Genomic DNA, 17,809 nt, shown 5'->3' with positions numbered 1-17,809 from the left:
ACAGGAAAGGTGTATGCGCTCGATGCCCCGTTCTCCGGCACGCAAGGTGCTGGCTGTCCGCATTTCGCAGTGGTTGCGCCGGGGCTGTCGGGGTGCACTGGGTACCGTCCTGCTCGCCGGCGCTGCGCCGGCCTGGGCAGGGTGCGACAATGCTGCCCCGGGGCCGGGCCAGACAGTGACCTGTTCGACCGCCGTGCCCAATCCGGACCCGATCGCGATCGTCACCGCTGCCGCTGCGTCCGACACCACCGTCAATGTGCTCGCCAACGCGCAGCTCGCTGTCGCTGCCGGCAACGCGATCACCGTGCAGGGCGGGGCCGGGCATGTCATCAACAACAGTGGCAGCATCATCGCCAATGTCGGCCGGGCACTGCAGCTCAACGGCGCCACCTACCTGGTCAACCGCGGCACGATTGCAGGCAGTACCGGCGGCGTCGTGTCCGGTGCCGGCAATGACCGCATCGACATGCTCGGCGGCAGCATCCAGGGCGGCGTACTGCAGGGCGCGGGCAACGATGCATTGGTGATTCGCGACGGCGTGATCGACAGCGTCGACCAGGGTGATGGCGAAGACAGCCTGGAGATCAGCGGTGGCAGCGTCACCGGCACGGTGCAGCAAGGCTCGGGCGTGGATACCTTCCTGATGACCGGCGGCAGCATCGGCGCGCTGCTGCAGGGCGACGCGCTCGACCGGTTCCGCATGACCGGCGGACGCATCGTCGGCGCGTTCGACGATGGCGATTATGCCGAGATGACCGGCGGCCGCATCGGCCGGGTCAACATGAAGCTGGACGACAACACCTTCCTGATGTCCGGCGGTACCATCGACGGCAACCTGGTCACCGGTTTCGGCCGCGACACCATCGTACTGTCGGACGGGTACATCGGCGGCAACATCAGCGTCAGCGGTGGCGACGACGCGGTCACCCTCACTGGTGGCACCGTGCGCGGCGAGATCCGCCTGAGTTTCGGCAACGACACCCTCACGTGGAACGGCGGCGGCGTGGTGCACGGCGCCATCGATTTCGGCGAAGGCGATGACGTCGCGCAGCTGAGCAACCTCAATACCGCGCACTTGGGCGCGCTGCCGACATTCGACGGCGGGCTCGGCAACGACGTGCTCGGCTTCGACAACGTCAAGACCAGTGGCGTGGCCCGCTTCACCAACTGGGAACAGGTGGCGCTGCGCGATGATACCCAGCTGGCCTTCGACGGCACGCTGGTGTTGGGCGACAGCGCCAGCGGCGCCGGCCGCCTGGACATCGACGCCACCAGCGCGGTATTCGGCGGTGGCAGCAACGGCGGCGTTGCCCCGTTCGTGGCCGGGCAGCTGGCCACGCTCACCAACGCCGGCCGCATCGACCTCAGCAATGGCGGTGGCGTCGGCGACACCTTCACCGTGGTCGGCAACTACCTCGGCAATGGCGGCGCGCTCTACCTCAACACGGTGCTGGGTGATGACAGTTCGCTGTCGGACAAACTGGTGATCTCCACCGGCAACGCCAGCGGCACAACCGGCGTGGGCATCCTCAACGCGGGCGGCGCCGGTGCGTCCACCGTCGCCGACGGCATCCTGGTGGTACAGGCCATCAACGGTGCCACCACCGCGCCCACCGCGTTCGCGCTGTACAGCCCGGTCGCTGCCGGTGCCTACGAGTACTTCCTGTTCAAGGGCGGGGTCAGTGGCGGAACCAGCGAAAACTGGTACCTCCGCTCGACCCTGGTGGCCAGTGTCAGCCCAGCACCCGCGCCGCCGCCGGGTAGCGGCACCACGCCGCCGCCCCCGCCACCGGAGGGCACCGGCACGCCGCCGGTCGACCTGCCGCCCGCACCGCCGCCACCGCCGGACGTGAATCCGCCGGATGATCCCAACCCGGCCGCGCCCGAGCCCGCGCCGCCACCGGAGCCGGCCGACCCCGCAGACGTGGCGCCGCCCAGCATCGCCACCCCGCCGCCGATGCCCACCAGCGTGGCCGCCGTGCCCGGGCCGTTGGCGTTGCCGCCCACTCCCGGTGCACGCGCCGCGCAGGGTGACATCATCCCGCTGTACCGTTTCGAGACCGGCCTGTATTCGGCGGTGCCACCGGTACTGCGCGAAACCGGTCTGGCCAGCCTCGGCACCTTCCACGAACGCCAGGGCGAACAGCGCCTGCTGGCCGGGCAGGGCGGGCTCCGTTCGGCCTGGGCGCGGCTGATCGGGCAAAGCCACGAGCAGCACTGGGACGGCGATGCGCAGCCGGGCTTCGATGGCGACATCCAGGGCGTCCAGGCAGGCCTGGACCTGTACGCCAACGCGGCAGAGCATCACCGCGACCAGGTTGGCGTGTTTGTCGGCCGCACCCGTGCGCAGGGCAATGTGAGCGGATTTGCGATCGGCTGGGAGAACGTGGCGGTGGGTCGCACCCGGTTGGATGACAAGCACGTGGGTGTGTACTGGACCCGTGCCGGCAGTGCCGGCGGTTACCTGGACGCGGTGGTCATGCAGAGCCGCTACGACGGCGACGCCTCCTCCTCGCGCGGCCTGGGCATCGACGTGCGCGGTGATGGCACCACCGCCTCGCTGGAAGTGGGCCGCCCGCTGTTGCGCGTCGGGCAGAGTGCATGGTGGCTGGAGCCGCAGTTGCAGGTGATCTGGCAGCGCACCTCGGTTGATGATGCCGGCGACGCGGTGTCGGCGCTGCGCTTCAACAGCGACAACGCCTGGACCGGCCGTATCGGCCTGCGCCTGGCCGCCGACTACGATATCGCCGGAAACGGATGGCAGCCGTACATCAAGCTCAATTACTGGCAGACCCTGGACGGCGAGGACCGCATCGATTTCGACAGCAACCGCGTCCTCAATCGGCAGGATTCACGTGCGCTGGAAGTGGGTGTGGGCGTGGTCGCGCGCTTCAACGCCAACGTCAGCGCGTTTGCGGTGGCCGATTACACGCGCGATCTGGAGAGCAGTGCGCAGAAAGAGCGCAAAAGCGTCGAGGGGAATATCGGGGTGCGGTTTGACTGGTAGCGCATTGCGGGCAACCCAAGGACGCCTCACCTGCGTAGAAAACTACAACTACGCGTTGTCTTCCCTTCTGCGCGCCTTCGATTCTTCAATCCATAGATGAATGGCGGTGGAGAGCCTTTCGCGTGATTCCTCCAGTTTGAGCTTCTTATGCAAAGGCGCCATTGGACGAGATTCAATCTCCTCAATCTCCTGGCGCAATTGAATGATCAAGGATTCTGCGAGGCGCTCAAGATCGCCTGGCGGCGACGGCGCCTTCTTGGGAGGCGGCTGCAATGTAAAGCTGGCGGCCAGTAGTGCTACCCCGAGCCCGAAGATCCCTGCCGACGCGACCATGCTTCCTGTTTCGCCAAAGTTGAATCTGGACAGCCAGTAGCCAAAGCAGACGATGGCCAGCCCGACAGCGTGCAGCAGTGCTGGTCGCTTCATGAGCTTCGCGCGTGCTTGCCAAAGCGCCCCAGCGACGCAGGCGAAAAGGCCGAGCATTGCCAGACTTCCAATTTCCTGCACGACGGAGAGCAGGTGCTCCGATGGATTGCTTGCCATTACCACTCCCTGGTAGCAGTTTCATTGCCCGGAGATCCAGGATGGTCTCTGCGATGAAACACGATGTTGACGTATGGAAAGGGGATGGCCGGAAACCGTGGCCATCGGGGCTGGATGAGCGGTGCTCAGCGCACCGCGCCAATCGCCTGCGTACGCGCCCTCGCCAATGCGTCACCCACCGCCGGGCCCTTCAGGTGGGTCAGGTCGAGGTCGCGTGCCTGGATGGCCAGCGCGGCCTGGTGCACGCGCTTGAGCGTTTCACCCTGCGGGTAGTCGCTGTCCTCGAAGCCGCGCCGGCCGCGCTTGTCCGCCTCGCAGCACAGTGCGATCTGCGCGATGCGCTCGGGACGGCGGAAGCCATCGCAGCGGCTGAGCAGTGTCAGCACGGTCGCATCGCGCAGTTCGTCGAGGCGGTGCACGTTGAGGTGATCGCGGCACACCGCCTCGGCCAGTTGACGGTGCTCCAGTGGCACCTTCAAGCGATCGCACAGCGCGGCCAGCGGCGCAAGGCCGCGTTGTTCATGCTGCGGGTGGCGCGGCCATTCGTCCGGCGGGGTGAGGCCCTTGCCGAGGTCGTGGGTGAGCGCGGCGAAGCCGATCAGGTCATCGCCGGGCGCGAGGCGCGCGGCCATGTCGCTGACCATTTCCTGGTGCACGCCGGTGTCCACTTCGGGATGGAACTCGGCCCGTTGCGGCACGCCGTACAGCGCATCCAGCTCGGGCAGGATCGCGCGTAGCGCGCCAGCGTCGTGCAGCGTGCGCAGGAAGGCCGAAGGCTGGGCGCAGGTGAGCGCGCGGCGCAGTTCCTGCCAGACGCGTTCGGGTACCAGCGCGTCCAGCTCACCGCTGTCGGCGACCTGACGCATCAGGTCCAGGGTTTCCGGGGCGACGGTGAAGCCGAGCGGGGCGAAGCGGGCCATGAAGCGTGCCGCACGCAGCACCCGCAGCGGGTCTTCGACGAAGGCCGGGCCGACATGGCGCAGCACGCGCTGTTCGATATCGCGCACGCCACCATACGGGTCCACCAGCGCGCCGGTGGCTTCATCGCAGGCGATGGCGTTGATGGTGAAATCGCGGCGCAGCAGGTCGTCTTCGAGCGTCACCGACGGATCGGCATCGACCACGAAGCCGCGGTAGCCACGCCCGGACTTGCGCTCGGTACGCGCCAGCGCGTACTCCTCGCCGGTATCGGGGTGCAGGAATACCGGGAAATCGCGGCCGACCGCCTTATAGCCCAATGCTTCCATCTGCGCCTGTGAGGCGCCGACCACGACCCAGTCGCGGTCACCGGGGTCGCGTTGCAGGATGCGGTCGCGTACCGCGCCGCCAACAAGATAGATCTTCATGCGGCCATGATGCCGCAGTGAGCCGACGGGATGCCAATGGCGGTAGTGCCGGCGGTTGGCCGGCTGCTGGAAATTCCAGGCCATCGGGGGAGCGGCCAATGGCCGGCACCCCCCCTGGCGCGCGTTTCTCAGTCGCCGCCCTTGTCCGCGTTGGCCGCGCAGGCGAAGTTCTTGCGCTTGGCCTGCAGGCGGCCGTTCATGCGGTCGGTCACCGGCAGCGCGGTGCCGTTCAAGCGCCAGTCGTAGATGACGCTGAAGGCCAGGATACGCGCGACGTACTCGCGGGTTTCCTTGTAGCTGATCGTCTCGATCCAGATGTCCGGGTCGAAGCCCGGGCGCTGGGTCTGCCAGCGTGCGGTCGGGGTCGGGCCGGCGTTGTAGGCGGCGATGGTGATGTAGGGAAGGCCTTCGTACTTGTTCATCAGCTGGCGCAGGTAGGCGGTGCCGATGGCGATGTTGGTGTCCGGGTCGTACAGGCTGGCCGCGCCGCCGTAGTTGGCCAGCCCGATCGACTTGGCCACGCTGGCGCCGGTGGCCGGCAGCACCTGCATCAGGCCCATCGCGTTGGCCGGCGAGCGTGCCTTCGGATTGAAGATGCTCTCGGCGCGGATCTCGGCGGCGACCCAGGCCGGATCGATGGCATTGCGTGCCGATTCGCGGCGGATCGCATCATCGTGGTGCAGCGGGAAGCGCAGCGAGTACAGGCGCTGCTCGTCCGGGGTCTTGCCGAGCGAGAACACCGCGCGGTCGAACCAGCCGTTGTCGCGCGCCACTTCCACCGCGATGCGGCGCTGGGTGGTGTCGTAGCGGCTCAACGCGTCGTTCCATTCGGCCACGGCCCAGCCGGCGCGCTCGATCTTGAACAGTTCCATCGCGCGGATGATCGCCGGATCGCGCGCGACCGCCGCCTGCGCCTGCGCGCTGTCGTTGGGTTCCCACGGGCACAGCGTGTAGGTGGACTGGCCGAGCTGGTCGGCGGCGAGGAAGCCGTGGAACGTGGCTGCGCGCGCCGCCTCGCGGTACAGCGGCTGGGCCTCGCTGCGCTTGCCGGTCTTCTCCAGCATGCGTGCCTCGAAATAGCGCCAGCGCGAGTCGCTGCGCTGGGTCGGGCCCATCTTGCGGATCGCCGCCAGCGCCTGCGGCCAGTCGCCGCGCGACATCGCCTCGCGCGCCCGCCATTCGTGCAGGCGCTCGTCGTAGGCCGCATCGGGCACGGCATTGAGGCGGCGCGCGGACTCGGGACCGTAGGAGGCCACCGTCCACAACGCTACCTGGTACAGCACCTGGGCCTGCTGGGCGGCGCTCAGCTGCAGCGCGTTGGCGTACTGCGGCAACTGCTGCTCGGTGGCGGCCGGATCGGCCTTGGCCAGCTTGGCCAGGCCATCGGTGGCGATGCGCCGGCTGCGCTCGTTGCGCGGCCAGTTCAGTGCGCTGGCATTGGGCTTGTCGACGAAGGCGGCATAGGTGTTGGCCAGCGCCAGGTCGGCCGCGGGCAGGCCGCGTGCGGCGCTGCGCATCACCGCTGGCTGTTGTTCATCCGCGGCGGCGTCGATCCGCGCCCAGCGCAGGTCGGCACTCAGGCCGCCCTTGGCATCGAGGACCGCGAAGACCGCATCGCAGGCATCGGGCAGCGACTTGCCGGTGCTGCGCCAGATCGCCTGGGCTTCGCTGGTCCACTGCGCGTCGGCCTTGCCGGTGGCCTGGCGCGCATTGAGTTGGGCACAGCGCAGGCCGACGTTGTCGGTGGGGACCCAGTTGGCCAGCAGGGTCGGCCAGTCCTGGCGGCGGGCGACGGCGGGCAGCCACACGCTGCGGAAGCTGCTGGCCACCGCCTGGCCGTTGTAGCGCTTCAGGAAATCCTGGGCCTGGGCGGTGCCGACGGTATCGATGTTACGGCGCAGGTTGGCGTACTCCAGCCAGCCATACAGCGGATGCCTGCCGAGGGCGGCGGCCTGGGCGGCGTCGAACTGGCCGCGCTCGGCGCTGTCGATGGCGGCCTTGAGTTGCGCGCGCTGCGCGTCGAGGTTCTGCGCATCGGCTACCGGGCTGACGCCGGAACAGGCCAGCAGGGCAGATACGCTGAGGAAACAGAGGGGAAGTCGAGTCATGGCCGAAAGCATAACGGCGCCGGGTGAACGGCGGTGAGGGCAAGCCGACTCGATCATGAACAGCCGCCTGCCGGCCGCGCGGCAGTGGCCTGGGCCGGGCGTAGTCTCGGGCTGGGGCAACCGGCCCCCACGCAAGGAGCAGACCATGGCATTCCGTGCAGCAGGGAACTCTGGACCACTGGCCGAGATCAACGTGACACCGTTGGTCGATGTGATGCTGGTGCTGTTGATCATCTTCATCGTGACCGCGCCGATGATCTCGATGCCGATCCCGGTCGACCTTCCGCAGCGGACCACGGCGGTGACGCCGCCGCTGGACCCGCCGCCGCCGATCGAACTGCGCGTCGACGCCGCCAACCAGGTCACCTGGAACGGGCAGTCCATGCCGGTAGCGGCCTTGCAGGCGCGCATGCAGGAGCAGGCGCAGACCCACGCCGGCAACCTGCCCGAACTGCGCATCGCCACCGATCCGGGCACCGAGTACGAGGTGATGGCCAAGATCCTGGCGGCGGCCAACAACGCGCACCTGCAGCGCATCGCGTTCGTGCAATAGCCCGTTTTCTGCATTGCATCGCACCACTGACGCCCCTGTCCGCAGGGGCGTCATGCGTTGCGGCGCCTGCATCTTGCCTGTTCGGATTTGTCTGAGTGGCGTGAAAAAGTGTTGGTCGTCACTTCTTCACTTTTACCGTTTGTTTACAAAGGAGACGTTGCCGCGCAATGGGGGGCGCGGCGGCCCAGCCCAACATTCCTTTGGAGAGAGAGCGAATGAACGACCTGCACCACCGCCCCTTGGCGGTCGCTGTATCGCTGTGCCTGTTGTTGGCTGCCCCGGTGCTCGCCGGTGCCCAGGATGCGCCGCGCACCACCACCGAGCTGGACCGCGTCGAGGTGACCGGCACCCGCATCAAGCGGGCTGAAGTGGAAGGCCAGGTGCCGATCCAGACCCTGACCCGCAGCGAGATCGAACGTACCGGCCTCACCTCGATCGGCGAGGTGCTGCAGCAGCTGACCGGCTCCGGTTCGGCGCTCAATGCCAAGTTCAATTCCTCCGGCAACTTCGGCTTCCCGCCGGACGGCAGCGGCGTGGGGGCCGGCTCGGCCCAGGTCGACCTGCGCCACCTCGGCGCCAAACGCGTGCTGGTGCTGGTGGATGGCATCCGCTGGGTCAATGAATCCTCGGCCTCCGGCGTGGGCGCGGCCACCGACCTGAATACCATTCCGCTGGCCATCGTGGAGCGCATCGAAGTGCTCGAGGATGGCGCCTCCTCGCTGTACGGTTCCGATGCGATCGCCGGCGTGGTCAACATCATCACCCGCCGTGAATTCGATGGCGGCCAGGTCACCCTCAACTACGGCGAGTACAGCAAGGGCGACGGCACCCAGAAGGGCGTGGACCTGGCCTGGGGCACCAGCGGTGACCGCTACAGCCTGTTCCTCGGCGCCAGCTGGACCAAGCAGGATCCGGTGTACGCCAGCGACCGCGAGCAGTCGCGCTTCCCGATCCCGGGCACCGGCCTGTCCTTCGGCAGTTCGGCCACCCCGACCGGGCGCTTCATCTTCACCGATCCCACCACCGGCATCACCCACGACCTCACCCCGAACACCGGCGCCACGTCGCCCACGTTCAACGGCGCCGACGGTTGCGCGCGCACCGACAGCTACCACTGCTTCGGCACCGCCGACCGCTTCAACTTCGCCGAATACAACATGGTGCTGACGCCGTCGGAGCGGAAGGGCATCTTCGGCCAGTTCCGCTTCGACATCACCGACAACCTGCAGTGGTACGTCAAGGCGCTGGCCAACCGTCGCGAGTCCACCAACCAGGCCGGCCCCGAGCCGCTGTTCTTCGGCCCCGACGGCGCCACCGGCAACCCGTTGGCCGACAACATCGTCATTTCCGCGCTCAACCCGTACAACCCGTTCGGCTTCGACCTGGATTCCTCGGACAACCTGATCATGATCGGCCGCCGCCCGGTGGAAGGCGGCGCACGCGTGTTCGAGCAGGAGGTCAACACCCGGTACGTCGCCACCGGCCTGGTCGGCCAGTTCGAGGCCGCCGACCGCAGCTGGTTCTGGGACGTCAATGGGATGTACAGCAAGAACAAGGCCGAGCAGACCAACTACGGCAGTTACAACATCTTCAACGTCAACATGGCCCTGGGCGATCCGGCCGTGTGCGCGGCCACGCCCGGCTGCGTGCCGCTGAACATCTTCGGCGGCCCGGGCACGATCACCCCGGCGATGCTGGCCTGGATCCAGCCGGTGGTCCGCGACCGCAGCCAGAACGAGCTGAGCCTGGTCACCGCCAACCTCAGCAGCGACCTGTTCACCCTGCCGGCCGGCCCGGTGTCGTTCGCCACCGGCCTGGAGTACCGCAAGTACGAGGGCTCATACCAGCCCGATCCGCTCACCGTGATCGGCCATTACAACGGCGTACCGTCGCTGCCCACGTCCGGTTCCTACGATGTCAGCGAGGCCTACCTGGAGTTGAGCATCCCGATCTTCGCCAAGAGCGCGATCGGCGAGAAACTCGACCTCAGCCTGGCCGGGCGCTACTCGGACTACTCCACCTTCGGCGGCGAGTTCGTGCCCAAGTACGGCCTGCGCTGGCAGGTGACCAACGACTTCGTGCTGCGCACCACCTATGCCGAAGGTTTCCGCGCCCCGTCGATCGGCGAACTGTACGGCTCGGCCGCGCGCGCCGACCTGCAGCTGTTCGATCCGTGCTCGGTCGGCCTGGGCGGCACCCCGCCGCGTGGCAGCGCGGCCAACTGCGCCGCGCTCGGCGTGCCCACCGGCTTCCAGCAGGCCAACTCGCAGATCTCGGTCACCACTGGCGGCAACAGCGCGCTGGACCCGGAGCGTTCGCGCAGCTTCAGCGCCGGCTTCGTGTGGAGCCCGTGGTTCGGCAGCAACGCCTCCTGGTCCGAGCGCTTCGACGTGGACGTGACCTTCTACCGGCACACCATCGAGGGCGCCATCCAGGCGATCAACGCCCAGACCCAGCTCGACCTGTGCGTGGACACGCTGGACCCGCTGTACTGCGGCGGCATCACCCGTGCCTCCACCGGTGCGGTCAGCGGCTTCAACAACCGCCTGACCAACCTGGGCTCGATCAAGACCGATGGCTGGGACGTGGACCTGTTCTGGACGCTGCCGGAAACCTCGGCCGGCCAGTTCAAGCTGGGCTGGCAGAACACCTTCGTGGGCCGGTACGAGGCGATCGGTGCAGCGGGCCAGCGCCAGCCGCAGGAGCCGGGCGTGGAAGTGTCCGACAGCTCCATCCCGGAGTGGACCAGCAACGCCACGCTGAGCTGGAACCTGGCCCACTGGAACGCATCCTGGACAGTGCGGCACATCTCCAAGCTCACCGAAGACTGCGGCGATGCGGTGGCCTTCCCGGTGTGCAGCAACCAGATCGAGGGCACCAACGAGCTGAAGGCCACCACCTTCCACGACATGCAGGTGGGCTACAAGATCGACTGGATGAAGGGGCTGCAGCTCAGCGCCGGCTTGAACAACGTGTTCGACAAGGATCCGCCGATCTGCCTGTCGTGCTCGCTCAACGGCTACGACGCCTCCACCTATGACATCCCGCGCGGGCGCTACTGGTACCTGCGCGCGGACCTGCGGTTCTGAGCCTCGGTTGAGCGTGCAGCGCCACCGGAGCACCCGAGCGGTGCCCCGGTGGGCGTGGACGGCAGCGGCGGGCCATGCCCGGTGGCTGCAACGACGGTCAAATGTGTTGCGCGTGGCGGCCATGGCGCGTTTCTGGCCGCCGGGTGCCTTGTCCGTCAGGCATCATGGGGCGCCCGGCCAGCGGCCGGCTCCCCTTTCCAAGTGTTGTTGCCATGAACCTGCATACCTGGTGGATCTTCGCCGTCACCGTGTTCGTCCTGTGCGGCACGCCGGGGCCGAACATGCTGCACGTGATGACCCGCAGCGTGCGCGTGGGCTTCCGCCGCAGCATCGCCGCCATGGCCGGTTGCCTGAGCGCGCTGGTGCTGGCGCTGTCGATTTCCGCCGCCGGCCTGGGCGCGGTGCTCAAGGCCTCGCCGCTGGTGTTCGACGTGCTGCGCTACGCCGGCGTGGCCTACCTGGTGTACCTCGGGATCAAGGCCTGGCGCGGCGGCGATGCGCCGATCGATGTCGGCAACACCGCGGCGATCGCGCCCAGCAAGCGCCGCATCCTGTTCCGCGACGGCTTCATCATCGGTATCAGCAACCCCAAGCTGCTGCTGTTCGCCTCGGCATTCCTGCCGCAGTTCGTCGATCTGGCCCAGCCGCAGCTGCCGCAGTTCGTGATCCTGGTCGGCACCTTCGCGCTGATGGAAATGTTCTGGTACGCGGTGTACGCCGCCGGTGGGCGCGGGCTGGCCGGCTACCTGGCGCGTCCGGGGCTGCGCAAGGTGTTCGACCGCGTGGTCGGCACCATCTTCATCGGCTTCGGGCTGGCGCTGCTGCGCGCGCGGCCGTAGTGCCGGCAGGCGTCAGGGCCTGCAGGTAGGCGCAGAACGCCATGCGTGGCTGCGACCCACCCCCACCGCCCCATAACGCAGAGAGCCGGGCTATGCCCGGCTCTCTTGTCCACGCGATACGACCGCTGACCCGTCAGAACGACCAGTTGAACGTGATCGACCCGTTGCGGCCATCGCCGTACGCGCCATACCCGTTGATCTGCGAGAAGTACTTCTTGTCCAGCAGGTTGTTGAGATTGGCCTGCACGCTGAACTCCGGCGAGATGCGGTAGCGCACGAAGGCACTGACCAGCGCGTAGCCATTCTGTTCGATGCGGCCATACGCCGGCACCGGGTAGTAGATGCGGTTCTGCCAGTTGGCCCCGCCGCCCACGGTCAGCGCGGTCAGCGACTGCGGGGTGTAGCTGGTGAACAGCTTGATGGTGGTCTGCGGCAGGTTGGTATTGATGTCCGCGTCGTTGACGTCCTTGGCCACGTAGCGCGACGCACCGAAGGTCGCATCCCAGCCCGGGGCCAGCTCGCCATTGAGTTCCAGCTCGAAGCCACGGCTGACCGTGCCGCGTGCGGCGATGTAGGCGAACTCGCCCGGACGGCTCGGGATCGGCTCGCTGGTGATCTGCGCCACGTTGTCCTGCTCGATGCGGAAGGCTGCGACCGATGCGTTCAGGCGGTTGTCGAACCACGCCCCCTTGACGCCGATCTCGTAGCTCTTGCCGTCCACCGGATCCAGGTAGCTGCCGCTGCGGTCGCGTGCGGTCTGCGGCTGGAAGATCTCGGTATAGCTGGCGTAGGTGGAGTAGGTATCGTTGAGGTCGAACACCAGGCCGGCGTACGGGGTGGTGACCTTGTGCGAGCGGTCGTCGCCTTCGCCTTCGCTCTTCCAGTCGGTGTAACGCGCGCCGAGGATCAGCTTGAGCGGATCGGCCAGCGACAGGCGGGTGGCGGCATAGCCGGCCTTCTGGGTGATGGTGCCTTCGCTCTGCAACGGCAGGGTGGTGGCCCAGTTCGGCTCCGGGAAGTTGCCGACACCGGCCAGGTAGTTGTCCAGCGGCGCCCAGCCCACCTGGTAGTCGCCGTAGTTGGCGAACTCGCGCTTGTTGTAGCTCAGGCCGGCCATGAACTGGTGCTCGCGGCCGAACAGCTGGAGCGGGCCGTCCACGAAGCCGTCCACCGCGTTGACCTTGCGCTCGGTGTTGTAGAACCCTGCCGAGGGCGCGACGCCGGCGCCGGTGGTCTTGTCCAGCAGCGAGGCGCCGGTGGTCCAGTCGTTGTAGGCCGGGTAGAACAGCTTGTCATCGGCCTTGGTGGTGTCATGCGTCGCACCGAGCTTGACCTTCCAGTCGTTGGCGAAGGCATGCTCCAACGTGGCGAACAGGCGCTTGCTGGTGGTATCCCAGTAGGTCCAGCCCGGGTTGGCGCTGAAGGATTCGTCGAACGGGGTGGGGCTGCCATCGGAGAACAGCATCGGGAAGCCACCCCAGGTCGCGCCGTTGGCGCGCTTCTGCTGGTAGTCGTAGCCCACGCTCAGCTGCGTGTCCGGGGTCAGGTCGGCGTCGATCACCGCATAGCCCAGCGTCTTGTGCTGGTCGTAACGGTCCATCTGCGATTCGGTGTCCAGGTAGCTGCCGATCACGCGTGCGCGCACCGAACCGCTGGCATTCAGTGGCGTGGTGACATCCACGGTGCTGCGGGTGCGGCCCCAGCTGCCGACGTTGACCGACACGTTGCCGGTCAGCTCGGCGCTGTCGGCGTGCTTGCGGATCAGGTTGACCGAGGCCGACGGATTGCCCGCGCCGGTCAGCAGGCCGGTGGCGCCGCGGACCACTTCCACGCGGTCATACAGGGCCAGGTCCAGGCCGGAATCGCCGTAGCTCCAGTTCTGCACCATCTGCGTGGGCAGGCCGTCGAACTGGTAGCTGTCGATGTAGAAACCGCGCGCGTAGAACTCGGTGCGTTCGGTGTCGGACTGGGTGCTGCTCACGCCGGTGGTGTTGGCCAGTACGTCGAGGATGTCATCGAGGTTCTGGTCCTCGATGCGCTGGTGGCTGATGATGCTGACCGACTGCGGGATCTCGCGCGGGGCCAGGTCGAAGCGGGTACCGGCGGAGGTCCGGCGCACCGAGTAACCCTCGGCGCGCTCGCCCTTGACCACGACCTTGTCCAGGGTGGTGGCATCCGGGCTGGCGTCCTGCGCGAATGCAGGTGCGACGGCCAGCGTGCACAGCGCGGCGAACAGCGCCTGCGGCAGGGCGCGCCGGCTCGGGGAGTGGGGCAGCACAACGGTCGAACGGGTCATCGGGGATTCCAGGGCGGCGGCGCGGGCATGGCCGATGTCCATCGGTGGCCAGGCGCCGCGCAGTAAGTGGGGGTCAGTGCGCGGCTGGCGGGGCCCTGTTGGCAGGGCGCGGGCTCCGGGTACTGATCGCCGCAGCGCCTCCTGGCGCGGACGGGATGAAGATATGTTAATGCGAATCATTGACACCATCAATTCACTTTCCTGAAACGCCGGGGTTTCGCGCTCGGTCGTCCGCGTATCACACCGGTCTGCGACACCGCGGCGCGCGCTTAACGCCTGCGGCCGTAGGCTTGCCGCGTCCATGCCCGCCGCAGGAGACCACCATGCCCAACAAGAACACGCTCTGCCTCTGGTACGACGGCACCGCGCTGGACGCCGCTACCTTCTACGCCCAGACCTTTCCCGACAGCGCGGTCAACGCGGTCCACCATGCCCCCGGCGACTTCCCGTCGGGCAGGCAGGGCGACGTGCTGACCGTCGACTTCACCGTGGTCGGCATCCCCTGCATCGGCCTCAACGGCGGCCCGGCGTTCAAGCACAGCGAAGCGTTCTCCTTCCAGATCGCCACCGAGGACCAGGCCGAGACCGACCGGCTGTGGAACGCCATCGTCGGCAACGGCGGCGAGGAGAGCGCGTGCGGCTGGTGCCGCGACAAGTGGGGCCTGTCCTGGCAGATCACTCCGCGCGTGCTCACCGAGGCGGTGACCAGCAAGGACCCGGCGGTGGCCAAGCGCGCCTTCGAGGCGATGATGACGATGCGCAAGATCGACGTGGCGGCGATCGAGGCGGCCGTGCGCGGTTGAGCCTGGTTCGTCGCGTTACAGCGGCACGTCCAAGCCACGCTTCAACGTGCTCAAGGCCACGGCGGTGCGGAAGCGCTCGATGTTGTCGTCACTGCCGAACAGACGCTCGCTGATCGCCTCATATTCTTCCATCGAGGCGGCGGTGAGCAGCAGCAGGAAGTCGGCCTCGCCGGTGATCGCATAGCACTGCTGCACGGCGGGATCGTCCTGCACGCGGCGGCGGAACGCGGCGACGCGATGCGGTTGTTCGCTGGCCACGCGTACCTCGACCATGATCGTCAGCGGGCGCCCCAGTCGTGCCTGGTCCAGCACCGCAACGTTGGCGCGGATGATCCCCGCGTCCTGCAGTCGCCTGATCCGCCGCTGCACGGCCGGCGCGGACAGGTGCACGGCCTCGGCGATCGCGCGCTGCGCGGTGGTGTTGTCGCGCTGCAGGATGGCCAGGATGGCGCGGTCGAAGTCGTCGGGGGCGTAGGGCACGGCAGCCATGGGCGAGTGAAACGTGCAGGAAGATGCCTGCAATTGAGCCTTTGCTTCGGCCCGAGCGCAATATGCTGGCGCCATGCCGACCTCCCGCTTTTCTTCACTGATCCCCGTGCTGGCCGTGCTCGGCTCGGTCACCGCCCTGTCCGTGGGCACCTCATTTGCCAAGCAGCTGTTCCCGGTGATCGGCGCGCAGGGCACCAGCGCGCTGCGCGTGGGGTTCTCGGCGCTGGTGCTGCTGGCGGTGTTCCGGCCGTGGCGCTGGACCACCACGCGCGCCGATGCCGCGGCGATCTTCCGCTACGGCATCACCCTGGGGGTGATGAACCTGTTGTTCTACATGGCGCTGCGCACGATTCCCTTCGGCATCGCGGTGGCGATTGAATTCTGCGGGCCGCTGGCGGTGGCGATGTGGTCCTCGCGGCGGCCGATCGATTTCGTCTGGGTGGGCTGCGCGCTGGCCGGGCTGTTGCTGCTGTTGCCGCTCGGACACGGCGCGCCGCTGGACCCGGTCGGGGTGATGTTCGCGCTGGGTGCGGCGGTGTGCTGGGCGCTGTACATCATCTTCGGCAAGCGCGCCGGCCACCTGCATGCCGGGCATACGGTGTCGCTGGGCCTGTGCGCGGCGGCGCTCGTGGTGGTGCCGGTGGGCGTGGCGCATGCGGGCATGGCGTTGCTGGACCCGACGATCCTGCTGTTCGGGCTGGGCGTGGCGATCGTCTCCAGTGCGATTCCGATGTCGCTGGAGATGATGGCGCTCAAGCGCCTGCCGAAGGAGACCTTCGGCATCCTGATCAGCATGGAGCCGGCGGTGGCCGCGCTGCTGGCGATGGGGCTGCTGGCCGAACACCTCACCGCGCTGCAGTGGGCGGCCATTGGCTGCACGGTGGTGGCGTCGGTGGGGAGTACGGTGACGGCACGGCGGGTGGCGCCGAAGATGCCGGGCGCGCCCGCATGAGCACGCTGGCGTGATCGGGAGTGCCGGCCGTTGGCCGGCTCCCGCTGCAGCAGATCACCGGGCAGTCGGGCAACGCTGGGCGCTACCCGTTCTGCTCAGCGCCTGACCGGCGCATCCCCGGCCACGTAGTACGCAGCCGTGCTGCGCGCCAACGGCGCACGCCCGCGGATGCGGTCGGCGATCTTCTCGGCGATCATGATCGTGGTGGCGTTCAGGTTGCCGGTGATGATGCGCGGCATGATCGAGGCATCCACCACGCGCAGGCCTTCCATGCCGTGCACGCGGCCCTGGCCATCCACCACGCTCATCGCGTCGGTGCCCATCGCGCAGGAACACGACGGGTGGTAGGCGGTCTCGGCGCGGGCGCGCACGAAGGCGTCCAGCTCGGCATCGCTCTTGCAGTCCGCACTGGGGCTGATCTCGCGGCCGCGATACTCGTCCAGCGCGGGCTGGGCGATGATCTCGCGGGTGATGCGGATGGCATCGCGGAATTCCTGCCAGTCCTGGTCGGTGGACTGGTAGTTGAACAGGATCGAGGGATGCTCGCGCGGGTCCAGCGATTTTGCATGCACGCGCCCACGGCTGGGCGTGCGCATCGAGCCCACGTGGGCCTGGAAACCGTGTTCCTTGACCGCGTTGGTGCCGTTGTAATTGATCGCCACCGGCAGGAAGTGGTACTGGATGTTGGGCCACTCGAACTCGTCGCGGGTGCGGATGAAGCCACCGGCCTCGAACTGGTTGCTGGCGCCCACGCCGGTGCCCGCAAACAGCCACTCCGCGCCGATCGCCGGCTGGTTCCACCACTGCAGTGCCGGGTACAGCGACACCGGCTTCTTGCAGGCGTACTGCATGTACACCTCCAGGTGGTCCTGCAGGTTTTCGCCGACGCCGGGCAGGTCGTGCACCAGCGGCACGCCGAGTGCGGCCAGCAATGCCGGGGCGCCCACGCCGGAGCGCTGCAGGATCTGCGGCGAGGCGATCGCACCGGCGCACAGCAGCACCTCGCGGCGCGCGCTGGCGTCGATCGGCTCGGCGCTGCCGCCGGTGAGGTAGCGCACGCCCACCGCGCGCTTGCCGGCGAACAGGATGCGGTCGGTGGTGGCGTGGACCACGATCTCCAGTCCCTCGCGGTCCCTGGCCATGTCCAGGTATCCGCGCGCGGTGCTGGAGCGGCGCCCGCGCGGGGTGACGGTGCGGTCCATCGGGCCGAAGCCTTCCTGCTGGTAGCCGTTGAGGTCGTCGGTGCGCGGGTAGCCGGCCTGCACGCCGGCCTCGACCATGGCGTGGAACAGCACGTTGTTGCCGTTCTTCGGCGTGGCCACGCTGACCGGACCGTCGCCGCCGTGGTAGTCGTTGGCGCCGATGTCGCGGGTTTCGGCCTTGCGGAAGTAGGGCAGCACGTCGTGGTAGCTCCAGTCCTCCAGCCCGTCGAACGTTGCCCAGTTGTCGAAGTCCAGCGCATTGCCGCGGATGTAGCACATGCCGTTGATCAGCGAGGAGCCGCCCAGGCCCTTGCCGCGCCCGCACTCCATGCGCCGGTTGTCCATGTGCGGCTCCGGCTCGGTTTCGTAGGCCCAGTTGTAGCGGCGGCCCTGCAGCGGGTAGGCCAGCGCGGCCGGCATCTGCGTGCGGAAATCCAGCCGGTAGTCCGGGCCGCCGGCTTCCAGCAGCAGCACGCTGACGCCGGCGTCTTCGGTGAGGCGCGCGGCCAGCGTGTTGCCGGCGGAGCCGGCGCCGATGATGATGTAGTCGTACTCGCGCTTCATCGCGGTGTTCTCCTGTCA

Annotated in this window: 12 protein-coding genes; 6 read left to right on the top strand and 6 right to left on the bottom strand. The window is 67.9% G+C overall.

The genetic code is table 11. The annotated features are described in order from the left end of the window. Positions 1 to 22 precede the first annotated feature (22 nt). Positions 23 to 3,007: an autotransporter family protein gene (locus AC06FD_RS17990; RefSeq protein WP_478078537.1), complete on the top strand. Its 2,985-nt coding sequence runs from the start codon at positions 23 to 25 to the stop codon at positions 3,005 to 3,007. Positions 3,008 to 3,055: 48 nt separating this feature from the next. Here AC06FD_RS17990 and AC06FD_RS17985 read toward each other — a convergent pair whose 3' ends face one another. The 3 genes from AC06FD_RS17985 to AC06FD_RS17975 form a co-directional block, all read right to left on the bottom strand. Further along, entirely contained in the window at positions 3,056 to 3,550 is a 495-nt protein-coding gene (locus AC06FD_RS17985; RefSeq protein ID WP_394164165.1) for a hypothetical protein, read from the bottom strand. A 125-nt stretch (positions 3,551 to 3,675) separates the two neighbouring features. Continuing rightward, positions 3,676 to 4,896, bottom strand: a complete 1,221-nt coding sequence (locus AC06FD_RS17980) for a multifunctional CCA addition/repair protein (protein ID WP_449335566.1) — start codon at positions 4,894 to 4,896, stop codon at positions 3,676 to 3,678. A gap of 128 nt (positions 4,897 to 5,024) precedes the next feature. Continuing rightward, positions 5,025 to 7,016 carry a transglycosylase SLT domain-containing protein gene (locus tag AC06FD_RS17975; RefSeq protein ID WP_478078536.1) on the bottom strand — a complete coding sequence of 664 codons (1,992 nt, stop codon included), beginning with the start codon at positions 7,014 to 7,016 and terminating at the stop codon, positions 5,025 to 5,027. 133 nt (positions 7,017 to 7,149) lie between these two features. On the opposite strand from AC06FD_RS17975, the gene AC06FD_RS17970 reads away from it, so the two are divergent. The 3 genes from AC06FD_RS17970 to AC06FD_RS17960 all read left to right on the top strand — a co-directional run bounded on the left by AC06FD_RS17970 (position 7,150) and on the right by AC06FD_RS17960 (position 11,485). After that, positions 7,150 to 7,557 (top strand): ExbD/TolR family protein, encoded by a 408-nt coding sequence (locus AC06FD_RS17970; protein ID WP_394164162.1) that lies wholly within the window; start codon positions 7,150 to 7,152, stop codon positions 7,555 to 7,557. Positions 7,558 to 7,772: 215 nt separating this feature from the next. After that, positions 7,773 to 10,646 (top strand): TonB-dependent receptor, encoded by a 2,874-nt coding sequence (locus tag AC06FD_RS17965; protein ID WP_259207744.1) that lies wholly within the window; start codon positions 7,773 to 7,775, stop codon positions 10,644 to 10,646. Between the two features lie 212 nt (positions 10,647 to 10,858). Next, positions 10,859 to 11,485, top strand: coding sequence for a LysE family translocator (locus tag AC06FD_RS17960; protein ID WP_259207742.1), 627 nt, complete (start codon positions 10,859 to 10,861; stop codon positions 11,483 to 11,485). Positions 11,486 to 11,618: 133 nt separating this feature from the next. Here AC06FD_RS17960 and fhuE read toward each other — a convergent pair whose 3' ends face one another. Continuing rightward, entirely contained in the window at positions 11,619 to 13,781 is a 2,163-nt protein-coding gene (gene fhuE / locus AC06FD_RS17955; protein WP_478078535.1) for a ferric-rhodotorulic acid/ferric-coprogen receptor FhuE, read from the bottom strand. Positions 13,782 to 14,104: 323 nt separating this feature from the next. Here fhuE and AC06FD_RS17950 point away from each other — a divergent pair, with 323 nt between their 5' ends. Beyond that, positions 14,105 to 14,584, top strand: a complete 480-nt coding sequence (locus AC06FD_RS17950; protein ID WP_259207733.1) for a VOC family protein — start codon at positions 14,105 to 14,107, stop codon at positions 14,582 to 14,584. Between the two features lie 15 nt (positions 14,585 to 14,599). On the opposite strand, the gene AC06FD_RS17945 is transcribed toward AC06FD_RS17950, so the two are convergent. Beyond that, entirely contained in the window at positions 14,600 to 15,073 is a 474-nt protein-coding gene (locus tag AC06FD_RS17945) for an Lrp/AsnC family transcriptional regulator (protein ID WP_259207732.1), read from the bottom strand. A gap of 73 nt (positions 15,074 to 15,146) precedes the next feature. Here AC06FD_RS17945 and AC06FD_RS17940 point away from each other — a divergent pair, with 73 nt between their 5' ends. Next, positions 15,147 to 16,025 carry an EamA family transporter gene (locus AC06FD_RS17940; RefSeq protein ID WP_478078534.1) on the top strand — a complete coding sequence of 293 codons (879 nt, stop codon included), beginning with the start codon at positions 15,147 to 15,149 and terminating at the stop codon, positions 16,023 to 16,025. A gap of 95 nt (positions 16,026 to 16,120) precedes the next feature. On the opposite strand, the gene betA is transcribed toward AC06FD_RS17940, so the two are convergent. Then, the gene (gene betA, locus AC06FD_RS17935; protein ID WP_259207729.1) at positions 16,121 to 17,791 is read right to left on the bottom strand and encodes a choline dehydrogenase; all 1,671 of its coding nucleotides are present in this window, start codon (positions 17,789 to 17,791) and stop codon (positions 16,121 to 16,123) included. Positions 17,792 to 17,809 lie beyond the last annotated feature (18 nt).

Source organism: Stenotrophomonas sp. Steno-Z1 (assembly GCF_056393175.1).
Note: the sequence above shows the minus strand (reverse complement) of the source record. Positions and strands in the feature narration are given on the sequence as shown.

What these genes read in the sequence shown, in the direction of transcription:
- AC06FD_RS17990 (WP_478078537.1), top strand. Translation starts at nt 23, where the DNA reads ATGCCCCGTTCTCCGGCACGCAAGGTGCTGGCTGTCCGCATTTCGCAG.
- AC06FD_RS17985 (WP_394164165.1), bottom strand. Translation starts at nt 3,550, where the DNA reads ATGGCAAGCAATCCATCGGAGCACCTGCTCTCCGTCGTGCAGGAAATT.
- AC06FD_RS17980 (WP_449335566.1), bottom strand. Translation starts at nt 4,896, where the DNA reads ATGAAGATCTATCTTGTTGGCGGCGCGGTACGCGACCGCATCCTGCAA.
- AC06FD_RS17975 (WP_478078536.1), bottom strand. Translation starts at nt 7,016, where the DNA reads ATGCTTTCGGCCATGACTCGACTTCCCCTCTGTTTCCTCAGCGTATCT.
- AC06FD_RS17970 (WP_394164162.1), top strand. Translation starts at nt 7,150, where the DNA reads ATGGCATTCCGTGCAGCAGGGAACTCTGGACCACTGGCCGAGATCAAC.
- AC06FD_RS17965 (WP_259207744.1), top strand. Translation starts at nt 7,773, where the DNA reads ATGAACGACCTGCACCACCGCCCCTTGGCGGTCGCTGTATCGCTGTGC.
- AC06FD_RS17960 (WP_259207742.1), top strand. Translation starts at nt 10,859, where the DNA reads ATGAACCTGCATACCTGGTGGATCTTCGCCGTCACCGTGTTCGTCCTG.
- fhuE (WP_478078535.1), bottom strand. Translation starts at nt 13,781, where the DNA reads ATGACCCGTTCGACCGTTGTGCTGCCCCACTCCCCGAGCCGGCGCGCC.
- AC06FD_RS17950 (WP_259207733.1), top strand. Translation starts at nt 14,105, where the DNA reads ATGCCCAACAAGAACACGCTCTGCCTCTGGTACGACGGCACCGCGCTG.
- AC06FD_RS17945 (WP_259207732.1), bottom strand. Translation starts at nt 15,073, where the DNA reads ATGGCTGCCGTGCCCTACGCCCCCGACGACTTCGACCGCGCCATCCTG.
- AC06FD_RS17940 (WP_478078534.1), top strand. Translation starts at nt 15,147, where the DNA reads ATGCCGACCTCCCGCTTTTCTTCACTGATCCCCGTGCTGGCCGTGCTC.
- betA (WP_259207729.1), bottom strand. Translation starts at nt 17,791, where the DNA reads ATGAAGCGCGAGTACGACTACATCATCATCGGCGCCGGCTCCGCCGGC.